At 54.1% G+C, this 17,662-nt stretch carries 14 protein-coding genes and 1 riboswitch; all 14 genes read right to left on the bottom strand.

The window, feature by feature from the left end; translation table 11 throughout:
* Positions 1–252: 252 nt before the first annotated feature.
* The 14 genes from H6B30_RS08850 to H6B30_RS08785 all read right to left on the bottom strand — a co-directional run bounded on the left by H6B30_RS08850 (position 253) and on the right by H6B30_RS08785 (position 17,341).
* Positions 253–939 (bottom strand): DnaJ domain-containing protein, encoded by a 687-nt coding sequence (locus H6B30_RS08850; RefSeq protein WP_205109688.1) that lies wholly within the window; start codon positions 937–939, stop codon positions 253–255.
* Positions 940–1,159: 220 nt separating this feature from the next.
* The gene (gene fucO / locus H6B30_RS08845; protein ID WP_205109686.1) at positions 1,160–2,314 is read right to left on the bottom strand and encodes a lactaldehyde reductase; all 1,155 of its coding nucleotides are present in this window, start codon (positions 2,312–2,314) and stop codon (positions 1,160–1,162) included.
* Between the two features lie 194 nt (positions 2,315–2,508).
* Positions 2,509–3,159 carry a rubrerythrin gene (gene rbr, locus H6B30_RS08840; RefSeq protein ID WP_205109684.1) on the bottom strand — a complete coding sequence of 217 codons (651 nt, stop codon included), beginning with the start codon at positions 3,157–3,159 and terminating at the stop codon, positions 2,509–2,511.
* Between the two features lie 42 nt (positions 3,160–3,201).
* Positions 3,202–3,663: a Fur family transcriptional regulator gene (locus tag H6B30_RS08835; RefSeq protein ID WP_239483809.1), complete on the bottom strand. Its 462-nt coding sequence runs from the start codon at positions 3,661–3,663 to the stop codon at positions 3,202–3,204.
* 149 nt (positions 3,664–3,812) lie between these two features.
* Positions 3,813–6,224, bottom strand: coding sequence for a glycoside hydrolase family 2 TIM barrel-domain containing protein (locus H6B30_RS08830; RefSeq protein ID WP_205109681.1), 2,412 nt, complete (start codon positions 6,222–6,224; stop codon positions 3,813–3,815).
* Positions 6,225–6,398: 174 nt separating this feature from the next.
* The gene (locus tag H6B30_RS08825; protein WP_205109679.1) at positions 6,399–7,412 is read right to left on the bottom strand and encodes an iron chelate uptake ABC transporter family permease subunit; all 1,014 of its coding nucleotides are present in this window, start codon (positions 7,410–7,412) and stop codon (positions 6,399–6,401) included.
* 19 nt (positions 7,413–7,431) lie between these two features.
* A complete protein-coding gene (locus tag H6B30_RS08820) occupies positions 7,432–8,562 on the bottom strand; it encodes an ABC transporter substrate-binding protein (protein WP_205109677.1) in 1,131 nt (376 codons plus the stop codon).
* Positions 8,563–10,305 carry a DUF4465 domain-containing protein gene (locus tag H6B30_RS08815; RefSeq protein WP_205109675.1) on the bottom strand — a complete coding sequence of 581 codons (1,743 nt, stop codon included), beginning with the start codon at positions 10,303–10,305 and terminating at the stop codon, positions 8,563–8,565. It abuts the gene before it with no gap.
* A 287-nt stretch (positions 10,306–10,592) separates the two neighbouring features.
* Positions 10,593–11,744 (bottom strand): YncE family protein, encoded by a 1,152-nt coding sequence (locus H6B30_RS08810; RefSeq protein WP_205109673.1) that lies wholly within the window; start codon positions 11,742–11,744, stop codon positions 10,593–10,595.
* Between the two features lie 26 nt (positions 11,745–11,770).
* A complete protein-coding gene (locus H6B30_RS08805; RefSeq protein WP_239483807.1) occupies positions 11,771–13,753 on the bottom strand; it encodes a TonB-dependent receptor plug domain-containing protein in 1,983 nt (660 codons plus the stop codon).
* An 81-nt stretch (positions 13,754–13,834) separates the two neighbouring features.
* Positions 13,835–14,031, bottom strand: a riboswitch (cobalamin riboswitch).
* 130 nt (positions 14,032–14,161) lie between these two features.
* Entirely contained in the window at positions 14,162–15,253 is a 1,092-nt protein-coding gene (locus tag H6B30_RS08800; RefSeq protein ID WP_205109669.1) for a UDP-N-acetyl glucosamine 2-epimerase, read from the bottom strand.
* 189 nt (positions 15,254–15,442) lie between these two features.
* The gene (gene fldA / locus H6B30_RS08795; protein WP_205109668.1) at positions 15,443–15,937 is read right to left on the bottom strand and encodes a flavodoxin FldA; all 495 of its coding nucleotides are present in this window, start codon (positions 15,935–15,937) and stop codon (positions 15,443–15,445) included.
* A gap of 59 nt (positions 15,938–15,996) precedes the next feature.
* Positions 15,997–16,626, bottom strand: a complete 630-nt coding sequence (locus H6B30_RS08790) for an AbgT family transporter (RefSeq protein ID WP_205109666.1) — start codon at positions 16,624–16,626, stop codon at positions 15,997–15,999.
* The gene (locus H6B30_RS08785) at positions 16,616–17,341 is read right to left on the bottom strand and encodes a DUF5932 domain-containing protein (protein WP_205109664.1); all 726 of its coding nucleotides are present in this window, start codon (positions 17,339–17,341) and stop codon (positions 16,616–16,618) included. Before H6B30_RS08785 ends, H6B30_RS08790 begins: the two co-directional genes overlap by 11 nt.
* Positions 17,342–17,662: the final 321 nt, after the last annotated feature.

Here is a 17,662-nt window from a genome sequence, read left to right as displayed (position 1 = left end):
TGAGTAGTAAAACAGGCCATTTGGCAATTCGAAACGGGCCTGATGACACTGCAGCATCATTATCGTGGTAAAACGGTGACGCCCGTTGTAAATAAAAATCAATGCTTGGCATGCACGCCTGCTGGCGGGTGCCCAAAGCCGAAAAACAGACCGGGCCCCCACAAAGGCACTCGTCGAGTCATGCCATTGAGGAGGCCCGGAACCAATGTCGATGCCCTATGAGGTGGCGGCGGATCACCACCGGCTCTCAGCTCACGCCGTGCGCATCTGGCGCAACAAATCCTTCTGGCGCTCGTTGAGGCCGGTCGGCAACTTCACGTTGTATGTTATTATCAAGTCACCAAACGTGCCGTCGCCCCTGTCATACCCCTTTCCACGCAACCTTACCTTGGTTCCGTTCTGGGTCTCGGGCTTCACTTTCAACTTTATCTTGGCTCCGTCTTTCAACTGTATTATTATTTCGCCGCCAAGCAAGGCTGTGTACAAGTCGATGTTCACGTTGGCGTTCATCTCGCCGGTATGCTGCCGCGTACCGCCGAAGTCGCCAAAGCCATGAGTGCGCTGGCGGCCCTTGCCGCCAAACAGCTGCTCGAAAAACGAACTGAAGCCACCTCCGCCCATTCCGCCAAAGCTGCTGAAGTCGAAGCCATCAAACGCCGAGCCGTCGCCAGAATACTGGTACGAGCCGCCGCCGGCTGCGTTGTACGCATCGGCGTTGCGCCATTGCTCGCCATACTGGTCGTATTTCTTCCGCTTTTCAGGGTCGCCTATCACGTCGTAAGCTTCGTTAAGGGCCTGAAATTTAGCCTTAGCCTTAGGGTCATCCGGATGCAAGTCGGGATGAAACTGCTTGGCGCGCTTGAGGTATGCGCGCTTAACATCCTTCTGTGGAATATCCCGGTCAACGCCGAGAATCTTGTAGTAATCTATAAATGCCATAATTTTTTCCTCCTTGTTTTCATATGCCATAGCTGCAAAAACTATGCCCGGCAACGCAAGGCAGACAACTTTTTCAGTCAAATATTATGACTTAACGAACAAAAACGCAGCAACCAGAAAAACAAGAAGTGCTGTTCGACACATCATAAAAGAAATGTTTCGAGAAGCAAAACAAAGTTTCGCCCCCCGAAACACAATGAAACACGTTGAACAATCTATCTTATAGTATTTGCTTGTAAAGCCCGATGATGTCTTCTTTAGTCACCTCGCGCGGGTTGCCCGGCGTGCAGACATCGGCAATAGCCTGCTCTGCCAGGGCAGGGATGTCCTGCTCCGTTATGCCAAGTTCGGTGAGATGCTGAGGTATGCCCACCAGTTTCGACAGGTCTTCAATGGCCTTGCAGGCTGCATCGACGGCGGCGTCGACATCCATTCCGTCCTTGTAGACACCGCAAGCCTTTGCAATCTCCACATACTTCTCCTTTGCGGCAGGGGCGTTAAACCTCATCACCACCGGCAGCAGCATTGCGCATGCCACACCGTGGGGCACATCGTGAAGCGCACTCAACGGATGGGCCATACCGTGGTCTACGCCAAGGCCCACGTTAGAGAAGGCCATGCCTGCAATATACTGGGCAACGGCCATTCCATTGCGTCCCTCGGGGTTTTGTGGCTCGTTGACTGCTATAGGCAGGTATTTGTATATCATCTCTATCGCCTTTATCTCAAACATGTCGCTCATCTCCCACGCGGCCTTTGTGATGTAGCCCTCAATGGCATGAGTCATGGCGTCCATTCCGGTGGCTGCGGTAAGAGACTTGGGCAGCGAGTACATCAGTTCGGCATCGACAATGGCCACTGCGGGTATGTCGTTAGGATCGACGCACACCATCTTTTTGTGGTTGGCCTCGTCGATGATGACATAGTTGATGGTTGTCTCAGCCGCTGTTCCGGCGGTTGTGGGCAGCGCTATGATAGGCAGGCTCTTCTTCTTAGTGTCGGCAACTCCCTCGAGCGACACGATGTCGGAAAACTCGGGGTTGTTGCATACTATTCCTATGCCTTTGGCTGTATCCATGGCCGAGCCGCCACCAATGGCCACAATGAAGTCGGCACCAGCATTCTTGCAAGCGTCAATGCCGTTCTTGACGTTGGTAACCGTAGGATTTGGCTTCACATCATCAAAGATTTCGTAAGGAATCGAGTTGGCGTCAAGCTCATCAAGGACCATCTTGGCCACTCCAAATTTCATGAGCCCCTTGTCTGTTACAACCAATGCCTTTGTGAAACCAAGACGCTTAACCACACCGGCAAGCTCCTTGCGTGCACCCGGGCCGAAGTAGGACACTTCGTTCAAAATAAACCGATTTACCATGATTTTATATCCTGTTAGTTAAAAACACGTGCAAAGGTAAACATAAAAACAGAGAAACCAACATATAATACGTGTAAAATCGACCCTTCTAACCGACTAAACAGCTAAAAGGGCCGATTTATATTGAACAGCGGAAGCAACTGCCATGTCTACTTGGCAAATTGCTCTTGTACCGCCATTACATGCCTAACTCATCAATAGTTCTCTGCACGCACCTGGAAATAGCTCTGCGGGTGGCTGCACACAGGGCATATCTCGGGAGCCTGCTTGCCTACCACGATATGGCCGCAATTTGCGCACTGCCATACTGCATCGCCGTCCTTAGAGAACACTTTCTTGTCGCGCAGGTTCTTCAACAGCTTGCGATAGCGCTCCTCGTGCTCCTTCTCTATGGCTGCAACGCCTTCAAACTTCTCTGCAATCTCTATGAATCCCTCTTCGCGGGCTTCCTTTGCCATGCGTGAATACATGTCGGTCCACTCATAGTTCTCGCCGTTTGCAGCATCCTCAAGGTTGGCTTCTGTGCCAGCTATTGAACCGCCGTGCAGGTACTTGTACCACAACTTGGCATGCTCCTTTTCGTTGTTGGCTGTCTCTTCGAAGATGGCTGCCATCTGAACAAACCCGTCTTTCTTAGCCTTCGACGCGAAATAGGTGTACTTGTTGCGCGCCATCGACTCACCGGCAAATGCTTCCATCAGGTTCTTCTCGGTCTTTGTGCCTTTGAGTTCCTTCACAACTTCCTTGAACTTGCTTGCCGGGGCCTTGCATACCGGGCACTGCTCAGGGGCCTCATCGCCTTCGTGGATGTAGCCACACACTGTACATACAAACTTCTTTCTCATAACGCATTTGATTGTTTAATGATTAATACTTTGGTTTATTTACTATTCAGACTTTGCACATTCTGCACACAAGCCCTTATAATACAACTGAACTTCGCTTACAACATTGCCATCGAGGCTTTCGCCTGAAGGCAACTGGGGCACTGCCATGTGCTCCATGTCTGATATCTTGCCGCATTGCTTGCAATAAAAGTGCGCATGGGGAACTATGACCCCATCGTAGCATACACGATGATCGTCAATGGTTATCATCTGGGCGGCCCTTTTTTCAGAAAACAAGCGCAGTGTATTGTATACCGTTGTCTTGCTCAACGTAGGGCACTTCTTGCACAAGTCACGGTACACTTCTTCCACTGTAGGATGTGTATGGTGGCTGAGCAAGTAGTCCATTATCAGCAATCGCTGGACCGACGGCCTGAGGCCACAGTCTTCAAGCCTCTTATATGCATCTTTATCTTTCGCAACCATCATTGTTTTCCTTATGTTGACACAAAGGTATATCATTTATTTTACATGGCAAAACAAAATTGGATAAATTACAATTTAATCTTGTAATTTATCCAATTTTAAAGCTACTACAGGGTGTCGGGCCTGTTTTTATACTATAGTAAGACTTGAAAAACGGCTTAAGCCGTAAGTCGTCCTAAAGCAAATCAGTTGGTCTTGTAAACCTGCTTGACCTTCTTCAGTCCGTCGGTTGTGGCAACCAATGTCACTTTACCGGCCTCTCTTGTCGACCGCAATATCACTGTTGCAGTGCCTTTGTACAAACGGCGCTTGTTTCCTACAGTCAGTTCTTCGCTGTTCATGTCGCCGTTTATAACGCCAACGATTTCAGCCGGGCCTTCAACAGTAAACGTTATGTCGTTCTGTGCCCCCTGAACACGGCGGCCTTTCTTGTCGACCGCACATATCCTGACATGCTGCAAATCCTGTCCGTCGGCCTTCCATGCCTCATTGTCGGGCGTTGCCTGAAGGGCAACGGCATCCGTGGTGGTCTCTATCTTATGGCGTGCCACAACCTTTCCGCCCTTCTTTGCCACAGCCTCAATGTAACCGGGCTCATACTTAACGTTGTCCCATTTAATCTTGTTGCGGCCCTTCGGATTGGTTGTATTCTTCTTTACGCCTATGCTTTTGCCATTTACCAACAGTTCCACTTCGTCTGCGTTGGTGTATGTATACAACGACAATGAGCTGCCGGGCTTGCGGTTCCAGTGGTCAGACATGCGCTGCGACCCAACCTTTACGTCGTTCCAAACAGTGTTGTCGTCACCATCTATTATGCCGATATGAACCACAGGGTCGTCTGGTTTGAACATGCTCCAAAGCAAATAGGCAATGGGCTTTGGCTCCAGCGATACGTCGAATGCCCCCTGCACCCAACCTTTTGCCGGCCAACCATTGGACTCTCCCAAGTAGTCTATCATGCCCCAATAAGCCAGTCCGACCACTTTGTCGAGGTCCATCTCAAAGAAGTTCGGGCCCATCATTGCCGTATTGGCCTCGCTCTGATAGAAAATCATGTTGGGGAACCGGCGGCTGTCGCCCGGGAAATACATGTATCTGTAATTATACGAAGCAATGTCTGTCTCCAAGGCGAGCGGAGCCGGCAGCGAGTCGGTCTTCAAGTTGCGACCCCGCGGATGCATGGCAACAGTCACGGGACGCGTATTGTCATACCTATGGAGCAGCTCGCGCTGCAGCCTGTAGGGCGTAACCCCCCAGTCGGCAAACGGCAACGACCAGTACTGCTGAAGCTCATTGCCAAGGCTCCACATCACGACAGACGGATGGTTGCGGTCACGGCGCACGAACTCGGGCACGTCGTGCTGCCACAAGTTAAGCCATTCTGTACGCCCGCCGGCATATTGCGTGAGCCATTTGTCATACAGTTCGTCGACCACGAGCATGCCATACTTGTCGCAAAGGTCAAGGAACGACTTGCTGTATGGGTTGTGCGACGTACGGATATGGTTGAAGCCAAACTGCTTAAGCAGCTGTATGCGCTTCTCCATGGCACGCGGATAGGCCGCGGCACCGAGCGCGCCGAGAGTGTGGTGGTTGGCGTTGCCCTTGAAAAGCACCTTCTTGCCATTGAGCTTGAAGCCAAACTCCGGTGAATACTCAAACCAACGAACCCCGAAATTCTCGCATACTTGGTCGGCGATGGTACCATCCGGCCTTAAAATAGAGACTATGGCCTTATACAAGTGAGGCGTCTCGCAGCTCCAAAGCCTTGGTGAATTGATGGTGACGCTGTCAACGATGTACTCATTCACCTTCTGCCCGCGGTTGTAAGGAATGTCATTTGTCACATCGGATACGGTGTTGCCGTCGCCGTCGACAATCTTTGTGTTCACCTTAAAGTCCTTCACGCGGAGGTAGCAAGCCATCTCTGCCTGCACCATCACCGTGGCCTGGGCCTCGCTCACCTTAGGTGTAGTAATATAAAGAGGGTGCCTCGTGAAGTGTTGCTGCGGGTCGGTGACTATCAGGTTCACATCGCGGAACAGCCCGCCGCCCGTGTACCAACGTGAATTTTCCGGGTTTTGCGTGTTCGCCTTCACTGCGACAACGTTGGGCTGGCCAAACTTCAACAACTTGGAAACATCGATGTCAAAGCCGAGGTAACCATATTCCGTTCCGCCAACCCGCTCGCCGTTAAGATAAACGTCGCCCACGAGCATTATCCCTTCGAAGTCGAGCAGTATGCGCTTTCCCTTCCACGCCTCATCGGGAGTGAACGTCTTGCGGTACCATCCTATGCCCATCTCCTTGAAGCCACGCGAACTTAGCCTGCTCTTTACATTGCTGGCAATGTCGCTGTTGTCGGCTTTCTCACCCTTTGCGGGTGCAACCCACGGCTGACTGATCTGGAAGTCGTGCGGCACAACGACGCTTTGCCATCCGTCATCATCGAATGACACGCTGTGTGCATCCGCAACATCACCGGCATGGAAGCGCCAATCAAAGTTGAAATTCTGGACAATGCGTGAATTGTCCGCTGCGGCCAACGGCATGATAGCCATCAAAGCCCAAAGAACAAATGTTATTCTCTTCATATTAATTAATAGAAATGTTGCCAAAGCAAGCTCTCTGCCTCACTGCAGAGACTTAGGAACCAAGGCCATGCCAAGGCATGTGAAAACGTCCCTAAAACAATGTTTCGGCAAAGATAACAATAAAATGTCAAACAGAAGATTAACAAACGGAATATTTGCAAGCAAACGTTTACATCAGCTCCGATTCCTCATTATTATATATATAATCACCGGTGAGCCGATGATTGGGGTAACGGCGTTGAGCGGTATGATGCCCCCGCCACCGGGAAGCACGCAAAACAAGTTGCACGCCAAGGCCACCACCGCCCCCATCAAGACGGTAGAGGGCAACAGTATGCGGTGGTCTGACACAGGTATAAGCAGGCGGGCGATGTGCGGAACCGCCAGGCCTATGAACGAAACGGGCCCGCAACACGCTGTAACTACTGCCGTGAGCAAACCTGTGATGACCAAAAGCCAATTGCGCACTCGCACGACACTAACGCCAAGGTTCCTTGCATAGCCTTCGCCCAGGAGCAATAGATTGAGCGGTTTGATAAGCAGAACCGCACCAACCATGCCGGCAATGATTATCGTTGCGAACGCCGGCAGCTGGCGCATCGACACTCCGCTGAAGTCGCCCATGCCCCAGACGACATACGACTTAACCCCCTCTTCTGTAGCGAAGAAGTTGAGCAGTGAAGTGACCGACGAGGCAAGGTAGCCCACCATAATGCCTATTATAAGCAGCATGACATTGTTGCGCACCACGATAGAGAACAGAAACACTATGGCCATCACGGCCATTGCACCGGCAAATGCAGCCATGACCACGGCAACAAAGCCTGTGGTGGAATAAGAACCCACCGTGACTGTGCCGCCGAAGAGCAGCAGCGCCAACGCCACCCCCACCCCGGCACCGCTGCTGATGCCGAAGATGGACGGGTCGGCCAACGGATTGCGGAACGCCGTCTGAAGCATCAAGCCGCTAACGGCCAGTGCCCCGCCGGACAACATGGCCGTAATAGCCTGTGGCAACCTCGACTCGAGCACTATGAACGCCCAGCTCGGCTTGGCGGCAGGATGGCCGAGCAACACCGAGACGACCTCGCCTGCCGGTATGTCTACCGCCCCGTAAACCAAGTTCAACACGAAAAGCAGAGCCGCCAGCGGCAGCATCCACAAACAGCGAGCCACACCCTTGACCATAATGCGCGCTTTATGAAGTTTACTCCGCCACGGGATGGAAATAACGCAGGCCATGCAGGCCCGTCATCTCCGAGTGGAACATCTGAATGAAATCTGCCAGGAGGAAATCCGGCCGGAAAGGCGTCTCCTCGTAAAACGGTGTCTCATCGACGTTGCAGCCAAAGCATTTGTGGGTGCCCACAGCCTTAAGCTGACCGTAACCATGAAACTCCGACTTCAGGGAAGAATAGGTTGCCGGACGGTTTCCGCTGTACCTGAAGGCCCACACATCAGCCTCTCCGGCCTTCTCGAGCACGGTCTCAAAAGGCAAAGCCAGACTGCCGGCATCGGCATTTTGACCAAACGGATAGACGCCGCCTGCGTCTGCAATCATGCCACCGAGGGTGCTGCGCCCACCCGGCACATACCACACCGAACCGGTCTTCTTGTCCATCAGCACCGTCGGGTGGGTTTGCGCCGATGCAGCCAGGGCCTTCAACGCACCGTAGCTGCTGTCGACCACGGCAAACAGCGAGTCGGCAGAAGCCTCCCGCCCCATCAGCATGCCGAAAAACCTCATCCACTCTGCCCGCCCCAAGGCTGTTGGCTCCATATACTCGGCGCATTCGATGACGGGAACGCCGGTCTCCTCAAGGCGACCATAGCCGCCGGAGTTCTCAAACGGCGACACCAGCACGGCATCGGGGGCGGCGTCCATTATCCGCTCCACAGCCGGACTCATCGAGCTGCCGACGTCGGCCACCTTGCCTTCGCTGCACAGACGCCGCAGCATCGGATTGCGAACATACTGCACGTCGGCCAGGCCTACGATGGTCTCCGTACGGCCCAAGTCCATGACCAGGCCGGCGTGGACAACCGAAAACGGTATCACCCGTTGCAGGGGAACACGCACCACCGTGCCTTCGGGCACATTGCCGGGCACACTGCCGCCCCGAGGCACAAGGACATACTTATGCAACACCTTTCCCTTGTGCCACGGGTCGGATATGCTTACCTCCGTATAGCCATCGTGCCTGACGGCATGCAACAGTCTGGCATACTTGAAATCGACAGTGTCGCCAGCTGCTTGTGACGACGGTTTGGTACCGCCGCCACAAGCAGCAAAGCCTACAAGGCACATCAGTGCCGCAAAAAGTTGTAATATTCTCATTTATTTTACAAATACCTTACGTACGGTGCCATCAGACATCTTCACTATGTTCACACCCGGCACTGGCGACGACACTCGCTGCCCGCCCATGGTGTAGCGCTCAGTCTCGACGGCATTCGACGGCCGGCTTACAGCCTTGTCGGCGACAGACGACGTCTCATCGGGTGTGCCGCCTAAATTATCCATGCAAAAATAGCCCGGGGTGGTCATTCCATATTCATTGTTATGCGAGCTGCTTACAGCAAAGCCAAGCGAAGTGACCTTGCCCAGCGAGGTCAGGTCTACCCACTGCCAGTAGTCCAAGTAGCCGCGGGCGGCTTCCGACTCGGCACGGTAGTCGGCAAGATAAACCTCTACCTCGGCCGTGCTGCCGTCAGCATGATAGCCCGTTATGGTGAGCTTGCACCAGTCGCCGGCCTCAAACTTACCGGTCATGCCGTCGCCTTCAAGGTAAGCCTTGACGTTGTTGGCAGTGTTGGTCACATAAAACCCGCTCAGCACCTCGCCTTCGGGGCGGTTCAAAACCTCTACGACCTCGCCGTAGGGATATGCCACCGCATAGTTGTCCGAGCCGTCATAGCCGTGGCCTACGGCACTGTTATACTGGTCGTCGTAACCATTAAACACAACCGATGTCTTGTTGGAAACGGCAAAGCCCGACCAGGAGCTCCATGTCACATTATAAGTGTTGTTGAACCGGAAAGAACCGCTTACTACGCTGTTGGCATAAGCCACCGACCCGTAACCGCCGTCGGTCTTTACGCCCGTAGTGTCTGAGCCGTTCCAATATCCGTCTGTTCCGAGGGCCATTTCCTCGAATGTGGCAGCCTGAAGCGGCGAAGCCATGATGGCGTCGAGCGATGCCTGCAGGTGCAGGTCTTCTGCCCCGGTCACCTCAGTAGACGTTTCGCCAGTCCATCCACACACTTGGTTGATCCCGGTGTAAACGCGGACGAAATCAACGAAATCTATGCTCACCGGATTGCGCCCGGCGTCTACTGCCCAGTCGATGTCAAAGCTGCAGCCTGCAGAATCGGTGTTGGCCACATTGTCTACATATCCGTAGCGCAAGGCATCGCGCACCCAAAACTCCGACGCACCCGAAGCACGGTTGTAAGCGTTGTCGGGCAGCAGTGTGCCACTGAACTCGAGAGGGCTTTCAAGCCACAGAGGGAAGTATTCCTGCCGGTGGAACGCGTTCCTGTCAACGGTGCCGCTGTTGCCCTGGTTGTCTGTCCATGGCACGTTGTTCATGGCATCGAGCGAATAGGTTATCTCATATCCGTACACCACCTTGCCCACACTGTCGACGTCGGCACTGCCCGCCAGCTCATACCACTCGTCGTCGGGCAACCCGTTGTGGTTGGCATCCTTAGACACCATCACTATGCCCGGCTCGGCTCCGCTGCCAATGGCATTGCCGCTGATGTAAATGTCTCTCTGCCCGCTTACGTTGGCAATGCTGTGGTCGAAGTGAAACGTGACATAGCCTCCGTAAGCCCCAAGGCATATCATGCCGCGCTTGTTGCCCGCAATGGCCTCGGTACACTTTGCAACCATTGCCGCTGCGTCGTCGCCTTCTTCATACTTCGGCATAGTGTTTACAAACTGTCCGGGTGCAGGCACATACTCGTCAACAGCCTTGATGTACTTACTGTGCTCGGTTACGGCATCCATGCGCTGTCCGTAAGACACGGAAGCCGCTGTCGCAACCATAGATAATAATAGTAACTTTTTCTCCATATACTGTTTATATTACACCATATACTAAAATGATTAAAAATAAGCGAAGCGGTAGCATAACCGATGAAATTAGTTTACATGGCGCCAACCGGGCCGCCCCTGCAACCTGCCGGGATTGCCAAAAGCGCCGTACGGCATTGAGACAAGGGCCGTTTGGCCGTATGAAACGGCCCGTTTCAGGCTGCGAAACAGCCCATATTGCAACTCGCTGTCTGCCAGCGCATTGCATGGCCAGGCCAAGACTGCAATCAATATTGACAATGGCCGCAGGCCGGCCGCGCTGGTTTTCACTTATATACAAATGCAGCATGACCGGGTATGTCGCCTGTCCACACACGCCACTCAAACGTGCCGTCGGCACGGAAGTGATAGAGCTGCCCGCTCGACAGGTAGTCTTTTGCATCCATTACATAAAAGTCGCGGTCTTCGGGGTTGACGATTATGCCATAAGGCAGAGTTATATCCGAAAACTCCGGGGCCGAAGTGAGCGACGAAGCCAGCGGCTCGGCCCTGGCCACATCGACTATGCCATGCCCTATCTTGTTGCTCGAGGTCTCATAGCTCCACTCTACACCGATATAGTAAAGCGAGTCGCCGACGATGCAAAGGTCTGACACGGGTATGTCGAGCGTGTCGACAGAGGCCGACGTCCCAGCGGCATCGAGCGTCAGACGGAACAGGCGCGACGGCTCTGTCCAGTAGTCGCCACGCGACGTTGCCCACAAACGCCCGTGCCTGTCGGCCCTGAGGCGGTGCAAGTTGGGCGCAACCTCAATCTTGCCCTCCTCAGTGAACGAAGCCAAGTCGACCACGCTGACCGTCTTCTCGCGGTGGTCGAGCAGGTAACCGCCACTGTTGGCCACATAGAGCTTGCCTCCGAGCACGGCCATCTCCTCGGGCTGGTAGCCCACTGTGACCGAATCGACCTTTTTGTAGCTTGCCGTGTCAACCTTGTAAACCCGCCCGAGGTGCTCGGTTCCGCCCACCTCGACAGGGCCCACATACGAACTGACATAGGCGAAAGCCCCGTCGAAGGTGACATAGCGGCAATTCGGTATGTCTATTTTCGCCACCTTGCGGCAAGAGTCGGCCGTGGCCACCACCACCATGTTTGAGCAGTTGATGACCATCCACATCCTGTTGCCGTTCACCTTGATGTCATTGCCTACGTCACCCAGCTCCTTGACCTCGGTGGGATTGCGCTCCGGGTATATGTTTCGATGGTAAACCACATTCGACCCGTTGCCCGACAAGTCGAGATAGTCAACCGATGCCTTGTTCGTTCCCATGTTTCCCTCGCAAAGCACATACATGCCCACGATGCTGCCACCCACAGAGTTGCCCCCGGTGTCTTGTGTGTCGGAGGGGATGACGAGCTCGTCTTCGCGGCATGCAGCCACCGCCAGAGCGGCCATAAGAATGAATATTGCCTTCTTCATCACAGATTTATATGCTTTATTCCACATTAGATAGTTATTTCAACCGACGCCGCATAATTGCGCTTTGGCATCGGATAGTTGAGTATCACGTCATAATCCTGGCTGAACAGGTTGTTTACCTCTACAGCAAACCTTGCCTCCACCTTGCCGATACGCACCCTGTAAGTCAGCCCCAAGTCGCTTGTATACCATGGCTGGACATGGTTTACGGGTATGTTTTCCTGCTGGCTGTAACGCTCGCCAACGTAAATGAAACTGTAATTAAAGTCGAGCCCCTTGTAGCTCAAGGCTATTATGGCCGACCCGCTGTGCCTTGGTATATATGGAATCTGGTCTTCGTAATATGACAGCGATGGCGAAGTGACGTCGTGCGCTTGCTGGAATGTGTACTGCAAACGGGCAGACAGGCCCAGATGGCGCGCCGGCCGGATGTCGGCCTGAGCCTGCACGTCGACTCCCGCTATATGAACCCGCCCGAGGTTTAGCATGGTCCACCGGAACTGCTGGCCCTTGGGATAGGCCACTACCTTGTCGTGGACGGTGTTGTAATAGCCGTCGGCCTGCAAACTGAGGCGGCCAAGCCACGATGGCCCCGAGTCTGTTGAGAGCACAAAGCCAAGGTTGTACTGTATGGCCGTCTCGGGCTTGAGCGACGCGTTGCCCACTTCGGTATAGTAGAGTTCGTTGAACGTGGGCATGCGGAAACTTTTCTTTGCAAACGCCCGCAATGCGAACGCAGGCGAAGAAAAGGGGTAAACGCTTACGAACGCAGCCGGGGTGACCATGCTCACAGCCGAACGCCCGGCCTGGTTTGTGGCGTTGTCTTTCACAAACGTGCCCAGCAGGCTGCCCTGCACCTTCACCACCTTGCCGTCGTAGGCCGTTGCCACAGATACGTAATGTGAGTATCGGCGGGGGAAAACAAAGTTGCGCAGGTCGGAATTGAGCTTGTTCCACTTGAAATCATAGCTCACCGAAGCGCTCCAACCCTTCAGTATCTCATACACATTGGCCAGCGACACATACACCTCCTGCTGCTTGTAATAGTTGTCTATGAGCATGGTCGTAGTGTCGTTGTTGACATAGTGCGTATCATAATAAGCGTATTTTGCCGTCAGGCGCGAACTGAACCGCTCAGAGAATTCCTTCCGCAGGCTTCCCTGAAAGAAGGTGTTGTGGTCCCACTGGCGCTCCCCGCGCCGCCATACGTTGTTTACAATGGCGCCGGGTATGCCTCTTTCCGAGTTGTATGTGTAGGCCTTGAACATCCAGTTGCCGCCATTCATCATCCCATACAGGTTGGCCTCGGCCCTGATGGCCCACATGTCGCCGTTCTGGCGCACGGCAGTGGTGTCGTAGGCCGTTGTCCCGTCGGTGTTGCTGCGCCTGTAACGGAACTTGTATTTGCCCGTCGCCGTCAGTGCCCCGACGCTCACCGACGAGCTGACGGCACTCGACAGGCGCTGCTCGTAGAGCGACGAGAAGCTCCACACTTCGCCACTCGACCCGTACTTTACCTTCGTCTTGAGGTTGTAGGGCTTGCCGGCGGCAAAGCTCGGGGCCTTTGTGCGTATGTACACCGAGCCAGCATTGCCGAAGTCGCTGGCCGGTTGGAAGATGGCACTCTTCTGCCCGTTGTACAGCGCAATCTCCTCGACGTTGTCCAAAGAGAACTGTCCGAGGTCTACCTGGCCGTTCTGCGCATTGCCCAACTCCACCCCGTCGTAATACACCCCGAGGTGACTGCTGCCCATGCTCCTCACGTTTATGGTCTTTATTCCGCCCACCCCGCCATAGTCTTTAATCTGTATGCCGGAGAAATATCTCATGGCATCGGCCACCGAATAGCTGCCAAGCCGCTCCAGCTGCTCTCCGTTGAGGCGCTGGGCTGGTACGACATCGCGCCCGGAAGGCTTTGACACGACCACCACTTCACGCACATGCTGGACGCTGTCGAGCCTCCCGTGTGCGTGTTCCTGCGAATAGCAGCAAGATATGGCGGCACTCATAAATGCCAACACGTATATTCTCATCCCAACAAAAGGAAATAATTGATTCTCTTCACAAGCCTTTTCCGCGAGGCATTGATGAAGAACAACTCCGCAATGGCAGGTCTTCTGACTTAATGTCCGGACACAAACGTCTTCCCGATTGGCTTAGATGCAGTCAGTGACATTGTTGTTTGTGACCAATAAGGACAAATCACAGCAGCGGGACTGTCGGGGATTCTCACCCTGTTCCCATTTTAATCACAGTCTATAGTGAACCTATTGCGGTGGCAAAGTTAAGCATTTTATTCCACATAATGAAATGATATGGGCAAAACATTAGCCGCGACAGCATATTTGAACGTACAAAGGAGCCGCCCTGCCGGCATGGCAGGGCGGCTCAGGACGGGCCGCCATGGCAGCCACCCACTATTTCATCTCTGCCAGAATCCTCACTATGCGCTCGGCCGTCCTGCCGTCCCAACGGTCTGGCAGTGAGCATTTCTTCCACTTGCCGGCCACCATTTCGCCGACGGCCTGGCCCAGCCTGACGGCATCTTCGCCCACAAGCACGTTTGAACCCTGGCTCACCGTCTCGATGTGCTCGGTGTAACTGTTGAGCGTTGCGCACGGTATGTTGTTGAAAGTTGCCTCTTCCGCCACATTGCCCGAGTCGGTTACGATGCCCATGGCATGGGCCGAGAGATAGCCGAACTCAAGGTATGGCAACGGCTCGATGGCAAAGAAAGACCCTGACGGCAGCCCAAACCCGGCCACAACATCAGACGCCGGCTTGCGCAGAGGTGCAACAACGGGCACATCTCCGGCCGCATCGACCATGGCAACGAGCATGCGTTTCAACTTGCCTTCATCGGAAAGCAATGCCTTGCGGTTCAGCGTGAACAGCAAATACCGGCCTTCGGATATGCCCAGGCTGTCTATGACAGCTGGCCGGCGCAAGCGTGAATGGTTGAAGCGGAGCGTGTCCATGAGTATGTTTCCCACCATGTAAATCTGCGACATGGCGACTCCCTCGCGCGTTACTATGCTGCTCGAGCCGGCCCCGGCGGTAAAGAGGTAGTCGCTCAGGCCATCGATGACAAGCCTGTTGATTTCTTTTGGCATGTTGATGTCAAACGAACGCGTGCCTGCCACGAGGTGGGCAAGCCTGACGCCACACTTCTTTGTAACAATGGCAACGGCCATGGTAGAGGCCAAATCGTCGACCACTATCACCACATCGGTCTTGTTGGCGGCAAGATACCGCTCAAACTCGGCCATTACCCGGCCCGTGAGCTCGTTGAGGCTGTCGCAATCCACTCCGAGATACACATCGGGCTGCGATATTTGAAGGTCGGCGAACAACGTCTGCTCGAGCGTGGGGTCATCGCTGCGGCCTGTGTACACGAGCCTGAAACTGATGTCAAGGCCATTCTGCCTGGCGTTGTTTATTGCCCACATGATGGGTGCCACCTTTATGAAATTAGGGCGGGCACCTGCTACGATACAAATGTTTTGCATATCTTGTCAGTTAAATTTACACACTGTTTCGGTTTACAAAAGTAATAATAATATCGCAATGTGGTGACCTTTAAGGGCAGAAAATCGCCTTGGGGGATAATTTAACGAAAACAACGGAGACAGACTTCACAGCCTGTCTCCATATCATTAAAACTAAACAAATACTTTATGAATCTCAAAGTCGGGAGATCAGAGTTTATCTTTTATGCTTTCTATCCATGCGTCAATGCGCTCGTCGGTCTTGTCTTCTTCGTTGACGTCGTCGAGGGCAAGGCCCACAAACTCGCCGTCGACCACCGCCTCGCTGTCTGAAAAATTGTAGCCGGCGGTGGGCACACGCCCGATGAAGGCGGCACCGCTGCCCTTCAGGCCATTATACAACTCGCCCATGGCACTAACGAATGTATCGCCATACGACTCGCAATCGCCGCAACCAAATATTGCGATGGTCTTGCCCGAGAGGTTGGCGCCCTGAAGCAATTTCAGACCATCGTACCAATCGTCCTGGAGTTCGCCCGCACCCCATGTCGACGTGCCTATTATCAGGTTGTCGTATGAATCGACCACGCCCGCATCCAGCGTCTGCACGTCGATGGCCTCTACCTTGAGCTTGCTTGCTATCTTCTCTGCGATAGACTGGCACGTGCCGGTAGACGAGCCGTAAATAACAATTGTCTTATTCATCTCTATTCTGTCTATTGGTTAATGTTCCTTTTTACGGTTGCAAAGTTAGGGCAAAACGCTCACATCCACAATACCCAATAGTTGGTGTTTTGCAGGAAGGCAAAACACAGTGTATAATACAATTGGATTAACAACAAATAGAACAGGAACAGCGCGGAGGCTTTGCTTATACCCAAAACCAACGACCTGTAGACTCCAGACACCGATACAAACGCCCCCGACACCACGCCGTAGACCACCGAGACAAGTATTGTGCCGAAGCAAACCAACGGAACCAGGGCCGAAGCGAACGGAGAAGGGAAGAGCCGCCCTGTGGCGCTCAGGAGCACGGCATGGGGTATCAACGACAGCAAAGCGACGACACCCAGATAGACCACGGCCGTGCACAGGGCCGTGACGACGGCTATGCGCTCGCGGTAACGGATGGCACGGCCCGGCGCCAACAGCCGTCCGATGCCGCTGCCGCGGCAAGTACCGTAAGCCATCGACAGCAGCAAGAGCCACGCCAGGAGCGGCGAGGCCAGGAATTCGGCATAATGCCCCATCAGCCACCTTATCCCTTCGCCGCTGAATGCGCTGCGCACGCCGCTCTCGGGCAGCAGCACGCTGACAATCCACGAGACCAGGCAGAGCAGCATCTCGGCCACGAACAGGGCCAAGGCCGCGTATGGCAACACCTTAGTCTTCATCGGGGTGCAGGTTGTCGATGTCGATAATGCCCAGTTCGATGGCCCTGACCACCAGGCGCGTGGCATTGACATTGGCACCGCCGTTGCCGTTGGGAAAGAGCCGTTGCACCAAGTCGTTCTGGCGTTTTTCCAAGCTCTTTACCCCAAAAGGCATGCGCCTAAGGCCCGCTATCTGCTCCTTGGTGTAGCCCAAAGCCAAATGTCGCAGGAAGCGCTCGTCGTACTCGTCAATCTCGCAGTCTACCACGGCTTCCTGCTTTGCCACCTGCTTGCTGACCGTCTCCTTGAAACGCTCAACTATCCGCTGCAATATTGGCTCGTTGAACACCAGCCGCTTGCCCTCCATGACGCTGCGCACATCAGACCGTGTGAGCAGTTCACCGCTCTTGAGTATGATGCCGTCGGCCCCTGCATCGAGCACGTCGACCCACAGTTTCTCGTTGAGTATCTCGCCTGTAAATATGAGTATCTTCACGTTGCGGTACAGTTCTTTCGTGCGGCGGCATATCTCCACACCTATGGTGGTAGAGCCGTTGAGCCCCAAGTCGAGCAACACTAAGTCGGGCTGCTGCCTTTTCACCAACTGCCAGTAGCCGGGTTCGCTGTCGGCCGTGCCTATGACGTCGGCCTCGGGTATGTCGGTACGCAGTATTCCCTCGGTGCCCTTGAGCTCCAACGGCACGTCTTCTACTATTATAACACTAAATCTGTCCATCTTCGCATTTATATTACTTGTTGATAATTGTGCGCCGGCTATGCCACCAAAGGCCTCGGAACCCGGCATTTATGTAAAAATTATTCGCCACATCTACCTCGATGCCTATCGGTCTGGGCCACAGCCATTTGCCAAACGGGGCATCCTGCATTGCAAAATCGCCCGTATTAGGGCGCCATACGGCCCGTCCTGGCGGGCCAAACGGCCCTTCCCGCCCACCAGCCATTGCCGGTACTGCCAATGCAACCTGCTGTGTAGCCTATTTTCAACCGCGCCACCTGCAGCATGGCGGCACAAAAGTGCAGCAGCGCCAGCGCCTGC

The sequence above is a fragment of the Marseilla massiliensis genome, assembly GCF_016899955.1.
GTDB classification, from domain to species: domain Bacteria; phylum Bacteroidota; class Bacteroidia; order Bacteroidales; family Bacteroidaceae; genus Prevotella; species Prevotella intestinigallinarum.
The sequence above is the reverse complement of the archived record's forward strand: the minus strand, read 5'-3'. Positions and strand labels throughout refer to the sequence as shown.

Excerpts from the sequence above, each read along its gene's own strand:
- H6B30_RS08835 (WP_239483809.1), bottom strand. The coding sequence starts at position 3,663 with ATGATATACCTTTGTGTCAACATAAGGAAAACAATGATGGTTGCGAAA.
- H6B30_RS08790 (WP_205109666.1), bottom strand. The coding sequence starts at position 16,626 with ATGAAGACTAAGGTGTTGCCATACGCGGCCTTGGCCCTGTTCGTGGCC.
- H6B30_RS08850 (WP_205109688.1), bottom strand. The coding sequence starts at position 939 with ATGGCATTTATAGATTACTACAAGATTCTCGGCGTTGACCGGGATATT.
- rbr (WP_205109684.1), bottom strand. The coding sequence starts at position 3,159 with ATGAGAAAGAAGTTTGTATGTACAGTGTGTGGCTACATCCACGAAGGC.
- H6B30_RS08805 (WP_239483807.1), bottom strand. The coding sequence starts at position 13,753 with ATGAGTGCCGCCATATCTTGCTGCTATTCGCAGGAACACGCACACGGG.
- H6B30_RS08830 (WP_205109681.1), bottom strand. The coding sequence starts at position 6,224 with ATGAAGAGAATAACATTTGTTCTTTGGGCTTTGATGGCTATCATGCCG.
- H6B30_RS08820 (WP_205109677.1), bottom strand. The coding sequence starts at position 8,562 with ATGAGAATATTACAACTTTTTGCGGCACTGATGTGCCTTGTAGGCTTT.
- H6B30_RS08785 (WP_205109664.1), bottom strand. The coding sequence starts at position 17,341 with ATGGACAGATTTAGTGTTATAATAGTAGAAGACGTGCCGTTGGAGCTC.
- fucO (WP_205109686.1), bottom strand. The coding sequence starts at position 2,314 with ATGGTAAATCGGTTTATTTTGAACGAAGTGTCCTACTTCGGCCCGGGT.
- fldA (WP_205109668.1), bottom strand. The coding sequence starts at position 15,937 with ATGAATAAGACAATTGTTATTTACGGCTCGTCTACCGGCACGTGCCAG.
- H6B30_RS08815 (WP_205109675.1), bottom strand. The coding sequence starts at position 10,305 with ATGGAGAAAAAGTTACTATTATTATCTATGGTTGCGACAGCGGCTTCC.
- H6B30_RS08800 (WP_205109669.1), bottom strand. The coding sequence starts at position 15,253 with ATGCAAAACATTTGTATCGTAGCAGGTGCCCGCCCTAATTTCATAAAG.
- H6B30_RS08810 (WP_205109673.1), bottom strand. The coding sequence starts at position 11,744 with ATGAAGAAGGCAATATTCATTCTTATGGCCGCTCTGGCGGTGGCTGCA.
- H6B30_RS08825 (WP_205109679.1), bottom strand. The coding sequence starts at position 7,412 with ATGGTCAAGGGTGTGGCTCGCTGTTTGTGGATGCTGCCGCTGGCGGCT.